The organism is Roseiarcus fermentans, from assembly GCF_003315135.1.
GTDB classification, from domain to species: domain Bacteria; phylum Pseudomonadota; class Alphaproteobacteria; order Rhizobiales; family Beijerinckiaceae; genus Roseiarcus; species Roseiarcus fermentans.
On sequence record NZ_QNRK01000012.1, the window covers coordinates 158,518 to 167,006 of the forward strand.

The 8,489-nt window shown below is 66.8% G+C and carries 7 protein-coding genes and 1 riboswitch; all 7 genes read left to right on the plus strand.

What is annotated here, in order from left to right; all coding sequences use genetic code 11:
• Nucleotides 1-71 precede the first annotated feature (71 nt).
• Nucleotides 72-286, minus strand: a riboswitch (cobalamin riboswitch).
• 919 nt (nt 287-1,205) lie between these two features.
• The 7 genes from efeU (at nt 1,206) to tnpC (ending at nt 8,377) form a co-directional block, all read left to right on the plus strand.
• Nucleotides 1,206-2,057: an iron uptake transporter permease EfeU gene (efeU, locus tag DFR50_RS12740; protein WP_113889631.1), complete on the plus strand. Its 852-nt coding sequence runs from the start codon at nt 1,206-1,208 to the stop codon at nt 2,055-2,057.
• Nucleotides 2,044-3,234 (plus strand): iron uptake system protein EfeO, encoded by a 1,191-nt coding sequence (gene efeO, locus DFR50_RS12745; protein WP_113889633.1) that lies wholly within the window; start codon nt 2,044-2,046, stop codon nt 3,232-3,234. Before efeU ends, efeO (DFR50_RS12745) begins: the two co-directional genes overlap by 14 nt.
• Before the next feature lie 6 nt (nt 3,235-3,240).
• The gene (efeB, locus tag DFR50_RS12750) at nt 3,241-4,548 is read left to right on the plus strand and encodes an iron uptake transporter deferrochelatase/peroxidase subunit (protein ID WP_113889635.1); all 1,308 of its coding nucleotides are present in this window, start codon (nt 3,241-3,243) and stop codon (nt 4,546-4,548) included.
• Between the two features lie 38 nt (nt 4,549-4,586).
• Entirely contained in the window at nt 4,587-5,414 is an 828-nt protein-coding gene (efeO, locus tag DFR50_RS12755; RefSeq protein ID WP_113889637.1) for an iron uptake system protein EfeO, read from the plus strand.
• 484 nt (nt 5,415-5,898) lie between these two features.
• Nucleotides 5,899-6,297 carry an IS66-like element accessory protein TnpA gene (gene tnpA, locus DFR50_RS33585; protein ID WP_113889639.1) on the plus strand — a complete coding sequence of 133 codons (399 nt, stop codon included), beginning with the start codon at nt 5,899-5,901 and terminating at the stop codon, nt 6,295-6,297.
• Nucleotides 6,294-6,641: an IS66 family insertion sequence element accessory protein TnpB gene (gene tnpB / locus DFR50_RS12765; RefSeq protein ID WP_113889641.1), complete on the plus strand. Its 348-nt coding sequence runs from the start codon at nt 6,294-6,296 to the stop codon at nt 6,639-6,641. Before tnpA ends, tnpB begins: the two co-directional genes overlap by 4 nt.
• An 83-nt stretch (nt 6,642-6,724) precedes the next feature.
• On the plus strand, nt 6,725-8,377 hold the full coding sequence (gene tnpC / locus DFR50_RS12770) for an IS66 family transposase (protein WP_113889642.1): 1,653 nt from the start codon (nt 6,725-6,727) through the stop codon (nt 8,375-8,377).
• The last annotated feature ends 112 nt before the right edge of the window (nt 8,378-8,489 follow it).

Genomic DNA, 8,489 nt, shown 5'->3' on the forward strand with positions numbered 1-8,489 from the left:
GCTCACACGGGTTCATGAGCGCCCGTGATGTTGCACGACGCTCACCCCGGCGCCCAACGACAAACCGTCCGCAGATGCGAACGGGCGTGGCAGGTCTCCTGGCTTGCGGGTCGTCAGATCGCCGATCCTTCCCAGTCCAGTCTGGACCAGTGGCTCAATTCGGCGATCTTCACCGCTCACAGTTGCGGGGGCAGCCGCGGTATAGTTGCTCAAGCGCAACGCACCGCGTTCCCTTTTAATCCCGTTCCGGGAGCCCGGAACGAGAACCACGTCACTTGAATACGGGCCAAGTCCTGCAGTGTAAAGGGGGCGCGGCGACTCGCCGCACTCAATCGAGCAGTTGTGGACTTTCTGCAGATCGGTCGGTGATCTTTGCGGCAAGATCGCAGGTAGCGAAATCGGCGACTCTGGGGGGCAAAATGCCGAACCGCAGCAGCCGCGTAGCCATCCTGCGGAATGAAAGCGGGTGTGTCCTTTCGGTCCAACTGACGTCGTTGCCCGACATCGATCGCGAGAGAAGGACCGCAACCACACTGGAGGTCGCGAAGAGCTACCTCCAGAGGTCGGGGGGCGTCGAGGTTCGCGCAGAAGCGACGTCTGCGTCGTGCGCCTTTGCGTTTCCCGGCCAGGCTCGGATGCACGGAATCGCGCAACGTCTGAATCAGAAAATCAACGTGGTCCTTACGGCGCCCCTCGCTCCTCGTGCCGTTGATAAGGCGCTCAGCATCAGTTCGGGAGAGCGTCTGCGCTGGTCCAACGACGGGCGTCTGTTGACTAGAATGCAGCGCGCGACGCAATCTAGCCGACGTTGGAAGTCGCTGTCCGATGTCGCCGCAAGGGCGATAGTCCCACAGCAGAGAGATCGATATCCGTAGTCATCGAGATCGGCAACACTACGGAATGGTTTCTCCCCAGATCGTAACGTTTCTAAATCGCTGTGATTCCGATGCGTAAAATTGAACGCGTATGCCGCCATTTCATATGGATCAAAGAGAGATGAGCTTCGGCGTGGATTGAGAGCTCGCCTCGGAATGGTTGATTTAGAAACGTTCTAATTCCAATCTGCGATCCAGCGACAGACTTTTGTTGACCGTCCCTGGATTTTGAGTGACGCAGAGTCTGCGGGTTGCTCCAGGCCCGTAAGGTCATCGTCTTCGTCCGGAAGCCCCCGCCGACGAACGATCATGCAAGGTGGTGCGGGTTCGATGTTGGCGCCCTTCTTGATCATGTTGCGCGAGGGAGTCGAGGCGGCCCTCATCGTCGGCATCGTCGCGAGCTACCTCTATCGCACCGGTCGGGCGCGATGGATGCCGTATGTCTGGCTCGGCGTGCTGCTGGCGGTCGCCCTGGCGCTGTTCGCCGGCGCGGCGATCCAGATCGCGAGCGCCGAGTTTCCGCAGAAGGCGCAGGAGGCGTTCGAGGCGGTCATCGGCTTGGTCGCCGTTGGCGTGCTCGTCTCGATGGTGTTCTGGATGCGCCGCGCGGCGCGTTCGATCCGGGGCGAACTCGAAGGCTCGATCGAGGCCGCCCTCGCCACGTCCGGGGGCGGCTGGGCGCTGATCGGCATGGTGTTCTTCGCTGTCGCTCGCGAAGGCCTCGAATCCGTGTTCTTTCTGCTCGCGATCTTCCAGCAGAGCGAGGGGGCGGCGGCGCCGCTCGGCGCGCTGCTCGGCCTCGTCGTCGCTGTCGGCGTCGGCTATGCGATCTTCGTCGGCGGCGTGCGGATCAACCTGCGCCATTTCTTCCGCTGGACGGGGGTTTTCATCCTGGTCGTCGCGGCCGGCCTGCTCGCCGCTTCGGCGCGCAGTCTGCATGAGGCAGGCCTGTGGAACGGCCTGCAGCAGAGACCGGTCGATCTCAGCGGAATCCTGCCGGATTCGAGCGTCGTGGGAACGATGCTGGCCGGCGTCTTCAACTATCAGGCGGCGCCGGCTTTGGGCGAAATCCTCGTCTACGTCGGCTTCCTCGCCGTCACCCTGTGGCTCTTCCTGCGGCCGATGGAAGAGCCGGTCAGCGCGACGGCGCGCGGCGGAGCGCACGGCGATGTCCGCGTCTGATCCGAAGGCCGCGCCCGCCGGACCGCCGCGCTTCATCGGTCTGGCGGTCGCGGGCGCGGCCGTCCTCGTCCTGATCGGCGGCGCGGCCTTCTATCTCGCCGCGCAGCGGGCGCGGCCCGCCGCAGCCGACGCCTTCCGGGTGACGATCACGGCCCGCGCCTGCGCGCCGAATGCGCTCACCGTTCCGGCCGGACGGCGAAAGTTCGAAGTCGTCAACGCGTCGGACCGCCCGGTCGAGTGGGAGATCCTCGACGGCGTCATGGTCGTGGCCGAGCAGGAGAACATCGTCCCCGGCCTCAAGGCGACGCTGACGGTCGATCTTCAGCCCGGCGCGCTGGCGATGACCTGCGGCCTGCTGTCGAACCCGCGCGGGACGCTGACGGTGACGCCGTCCCGGGAATCCGCCGTCGCCGCCGCCTCGGCTCCGACCATGCGGGCCTTCCTTGGCCCGCTCGCCGAATATCGGTTCTATCTCGGCATGGCCGCCAGCGCGCTCGACGACGGCGCGCGACGCCTTGCCGACGCGATCCGGGCCGGCGATGTCGCGGCCGCCCGCACGGCCTACGAGGCGGCGCGCGCGCCCTACAAGCAGCTGGAGACGGTCGTCTATCGCTTTTCCGACCTCGTCGACCGGATCAACCCGTCGCCCGACTACCTCGCCGGGCGCGAGGCAGACCCAGCCTTCACGGGCTTCCACCGCATCGCCTACGATCTCTATGGCCAGAACGGCGTCGGCGGGCTTCAGCCCTTCGCCGACCAGCTCGCGGCGGACGCCGCGGACCTCAAGGCGCGCCTGCGCAGCGCCAAGCTCGCGCCGGCCGATCTCGTCGGCGGCGCTGCGCGGCTCGCGCGCCAACTGGCTTCCGGCCGGATCGCATCCGGCGAGGATTCCTCTTCGAGGACCGACCTCGACGACCTCGACGCCAATCTCGCGAGCATTGGGAAGATCGTCGAACTCTTCGCGCCCGTCGTCCGCAAGTCCGCGGCCGATGCGGCGGACGGCGCCGAGAGGGCGGTCGCCGGGGCGCAGAGCGTCCTCGCCGGTCTCCGCGACGGCGACCGGTTCAAGTCATTCGACGCGGTCGACGCCTCGACGCGCGCCGCGCTCGCGGAGACCTTCGGGACGCTCGCGGACGCGCTCGACAGGCTCGGCGCCGCGGTTGAAGTCCGGAGCTAGAGGACCATGACGACGACAAAGACGCCATCCTGCCCGTTCGCCGCGAGCCGCCGCGGCTTTCTCCTCGGCGCCGGCGCGATCGCCGCGGCGGGCGGCGGCGCCGGCGCGGCCATCGCGGCGGAAAGCGAGGCCGCGCGCCCGCAGGTCGCCGACGCGCCGATTGCGCATTCGGACGCGAGGCGGCGCACGCCGTTCTACGGCGTTCATCAGGCGGGCGTCGTCACACCGCGCCCGGCCTGCGGCATCGTCGCCGCCTTCGACCTCGTGGCGGCCAACCCCGAGGAATTGCAGACGCTCTTCCGCAAGCTGACCGAGCGGATCGCCTTCCTGACGCAGGGCGGCCGCGCGCCCGACCGCGATCCGAAACTGCCGCCAGCGGATTCTGGCATTCTGGGTCCGGTCATCGAGCCCGACGAACTCACTGTCACGGTCTCGGTCGGCGATTCGCTCTTTGAGGACAGAGCGTGGCTGAAGCCGCTCAAGCCGAAGACGCTCATGCGGATGGCCGGGTTTCCGAACGACGCCCTCGTCGCGCGGAGCTGCCACGGCGACGTCTTGCTGCAATTCTGCGCCAACAGCCAGCCGACCAACATTCACGCTCTCCGCGACATCATCAAGAACACGTCCGATTCGATGGTGCTGCGCTGGCGCCAGGAAGGCAGCGTCCCGGTCGTCCCGCCGCAGCCGGACGGCAAGTCGGAGAGCGCGCGCAACTTCCTCGGCTTCCGCGACGGATCGGCCAATCCCGACTCCAACGACGACGCGCTCATGGAGAAGATCGTCTGGGTCGGCGCCGGCGATCCTGACGAGCCGAAATGGGCGCATGGCGGCAGCTATCAGGTCGTGCGCCTGATCCGGATGCTGGTCGAGGACTGGGACCGCACCCCGCTCGGCGAGCAGGAGCGCATCTTCGGGCGCGAGAAATGGAGCGGCGCGCCGCTCGGCGTTCTGGGCGGATCGGAGCACGACATCCCCGACTACGCCGCCGATCCGAAAGGCGACCTGACGCCGCTGACCGCGCATATGCGGCTCGCCAATCCGAGGCGGCCCGAGACCGAGGCGAACCTGATCGTACGCCGGGGCTTCAACTTCTCGAATGGCGTGACGAAATCGGGCCACCTCGAAGACGGGCTGCTGTTCCTCTCCTACCAGGCCGATCTGGCGCAGGGTTTTCTCGCCGTTCAGAGCCGGCTCAACGGCGAGCCGCTCGAAGAATACATCAAGCCGTTCGGCGGCGGCTATTTCTTCGTCCTGCCGGGCGTTCGCGACGAGAGCGACTATCTCGGCCGCAGCCTGATCGAGGCGATCGCCTGAACGCGCGCAGAAATTTCCAACCGGAAGGACAAGCAAGCATGACACTCGCAAACCGGCTGAAGATGGGCGCGCTCGCCGCCGCGCTCTGCGCCCCCGGCCTCGCCTGGGCAACTCAGGAAGCGCCGCTCGACCTCGTGCAGCCGATCGCCGACTACAAGCTCTATGTCGCTGTGCACACGGAGAAGCTCATCGCCGACGCGACGAAATTCGTCGCTGCGATCAAGGCGGGCGACACCAAGACGGCGAAGGCCCTCTACGCCCCGACGCGCATGAACTACGAGGCGGTCGAGCCGGTCGCTGAACTGTTCAGCGACCTCGACAGCGCGCTGGATTCGCGCGCCGACGATCACGAGAAGAAGGAAGAAGATCCTGGCTTCACCGGCTTCCACAGGCTCGAATACGGTCTGTGGGAGAAGAACTCGACGCAGGGCCTGTCCGAGACGGCCGACAAGCTCCTCGCCGACGCGAAGGAGCTCCACGCGCGCATCGTCAAGCTGACCTTCCCGCCCGAGAAGGTGGTCGGCGGCGCGGCGGCGCTCATGGAGGAGGTGGCGAAGACCAAGATCTCCGGCGAGGAGGATCGCTACAGCCACACCGACCTTTGGGACTTCAAGGCGAATTTCGACGGCTCACAGAAGATCTTCGTCCTGCTCGAACCGGTGCTCGCGAAAAAGGACCCGGACTTCGTCAAGAAGGTCGCCGAAAATTTCACCGTCGTGGACGCGACACTCGCCAAGTACAGGACCGCGGAAGGCTACGAGCCATATGACAAGCTGTCCGAGCCCGACCGCACCGTGCTCTCGGCCAAGGTCAACGCGCTCGCCGAGGACCTGTCGACGCTGCGCGGCAAGCTCGGGCTGAACTGACGCCGCTTCACCGAAACCGGGCGGGACCGATCGCCTCGTCCCGTTCGCCGCGCCGCCGTCTCGATGGATCGCGAAGACGGCGGCGCCTTTCACGTAGGCTTGGCGTCCAATGAATGCCACGCTGCAAGAGGAGGCGCCCAGTTTCTGTTGGCAGCGACGGGGTCATCGCAGAGGATGTTCCAAGTCGTACGCTAAGGATGGAGCGGCCAAAAAACCCCGGCGAATCGAGACTTCGCGTGCATTGATTTTGCAAGTTTTTTTCCGAGCCGCTGCCGTGTGGCCGGAGACTTTAGTTTTCGGTCGGCAATTTTCGACCTGTCCGCGGCTATCTGAGAAATCAGCGTTTTCGGCTTAGCGTACGATTTGGCACAGATTCTCCGATGACCCCTGTATGTCCGTAACCCTTCGGCGGCGGCCGCCTTGCTTGCGGGCTGGAGGGTCGCGAAGGGTGTGACCTTAAGGCTGGCGTTAAGGTCATACAGAGATGGATGGGAAGGTTCTCGGGGTCGAGCGCCGACGGCGGTGGAGCAGGGACGAGAAGGCGCGGATCGTCGAGGAGACGCTGGCGCCGGGCGCCGTTGTGAGCGACGTCGCGCGGCGGCACGGCGTGTCGCAGAGTCTGCTCTTCACATGGCGAAGGCTGGCGCGCACGGCTGACCCCGCCGGGAGCGTCGGCTCGATCCTGCTTCCGGTCGAGATCGACGCGATGGCGCCGGCTCCTCTTTCGGAGGCGGCGAGGCCGGCGCGCCAGCCGGCGAATGGACGACGGCCGAAGCCCGGCGTGATCGAGATCCAGTTCGGGTCCGGGAACCGCGTGCGTGTCGACAGCAACGTCGACGCCGATGCGCTTCGTCGGGTCCTGGGGGTTCTGGGCGAGCGATGATTCCGATCCCGAGCGGGGTGCGGGTGTGGATCGCGACGGGCCACACCGACATGCGCCGTGGCATGCAGGGTCTGGCGCTTCAGGTTCAGGAGCAGTTGAACCGCGACCCGCACTGCGGCGATCTTTACATTTTCAGGGGTCGCCGGGGCGATCTGGCGAAAATCCTTTGGCACGACGGCCTCGGGCTGTCGCTGTATGCGAAGCGGCTGGACCGCGGGAAGTTCATCTGGCCCACGGCAAAGGAGGGCGTCGTGTCGATTTCGGCCGGGCAGATGGCCTACATGCTCGAAGGGATCGACTGGCGGAATCCGCAGCTGACGTGGCGGCCGAAGAGCGCGGGCTGAGGACGCGGCAAGCGAAGAAAGACATGGGGTCAGACTCATTTTAGGGCGCCTCGAATCGCTCGATTTGTGATTCCGTGCGTCGCATGGATCCCGCTCCCGAGGCCTTTCCTGACGACGTCGCCGCCCTCAAGGCGGCGCTTGTCGCCGAGCGCGCGCGGGGCCTGGAAGTCGCGGCGGAACTGGCGGTCGCGCAGGCGAAGGCGTCGGAAGACATGGCGCTGATCGCCGCGCAGAAGCTCCGGATCGCCAAGCTCGAGCGCCAGATCTACGGGCAGAGGTCGGAGCGGTCGACGCGGCTGATCGAGCAGCTGGCGCTCGAGTTCGAGGAGCTGGCGGCAAGCGCCACCGAGGACGAGCTGGCGGCGGAACAGGCGGCCGCGAAGACGACCACGGTGCGCCCCTTCACCCGCCGGCGCGCCGAGCGCGACACGTTCCCCGACCATCTGCCGCGCGAGCGGGTTGTGATCGATCCGCCGACGACCTGCGCGTGCTGCGGCGGCGCCCGCCTGCGCAAGCTCGGCGAGGACGTGACGCGGACGCTGGAGACGACGCCGCGGCGGTGGAAGGTGATCGAGACGGTTCGGGAGAAGTTCTCCTGCCGGGACTGCGAGACAATCAGCCAGCCGCCGGCGCCGTTCCACGCGATCCCGCGGGCCTGGGCGGGCCCGAGCCTGCTCGCGATGATCGTGTTCGAGAAGTTCGGCCAGCACCAGCCGCTGAACCGGCAGGCCGACCGCTACGCGCTCGAGGGCGCCCCGATCGCGCTCTCCACATTGGCCGACGCGGTCGGCGCGGTCGCGACGGCGCTTGATCCGCTTCGGCGCCTCGTCGAGACGCATGTCATGGCGGCCGAGCGCCTGCACGGCGACGACACCACCGTGCCGGTGCTGACCAAGGGCAAGACCGTCACCGGCCGGCTCTGGGTCTATGTCCGCGATGACGAGCCGTTCGGCGGCGCCGGGCCGCCGGCCGCGATCTTCTACTACTCGCGCGACCGGAGGGGCGAGCATCCGCAGGCGCATCTGGCGGGCTACGCAGGCATTCTCCAGGCCGACGCCTACGACGGCTACAACAGGCTCTATCTCGCGGACCGCAAACCCGGCCCGATCCGGGAGGCGGCGTGCTGGGCGCATGCGCGGCGCAAGTTCTTCGTCTTCGCCGACGTCGAGGAGAACGCACGCCGCAAGGCCGCCGGAAAGACCGAGATCCCGCTCTCGCCGATCGCGATTGAGGTCGTGCGCCGCATCGACGCGCTGTTCATGATCGAGCGGTCGATCAACGGCCGGAGCCCCGAGGAGCGTCTGGCCGTCCGCCGCGCGGAGAGCCGGCCCGTGGTCGATGACCTGATGGTCTATATGCGCGAGCAGGCGACGAGGCTGTCGCGCGGGCACGACCTCGCAAAGGCGATCCAGTACATCCTCACGCGCCGGCCGGCCTTCACTCTGTTCCTCGACGACGGCCGCGTCTGCATGTCGAACAACGCCGCCGAGCGGGGCTTGCGCGGCGTGGCTCTCGGACGGAAATCATGGTTATTCTGCGGGTCTGATCGCGGAGGACGTCGCGCCGCAGCCATGTACAGCCTCATCGTCACCGCGAAGATGAACCGCGTCGATCCGCAGGCGTGGCTCGCCGACGTCCTCGCGCGCATCGCCGGCCATCCCGCACATCGGCTCGATGAACTGCTGCCGTGGAACTGGCGGCCGCAGCCTCTGGCTATCGCCGCACTCGCGGCCTGAGCCATGCACACCAACAAGGCCCGAACTAACGAAAGGGCCTCCGGATACGCATAAGGAGACAAAGCAGGAACGTCAGGCGGCTCTGAGCAATGCCTCGGATAAGGTGCGCAGC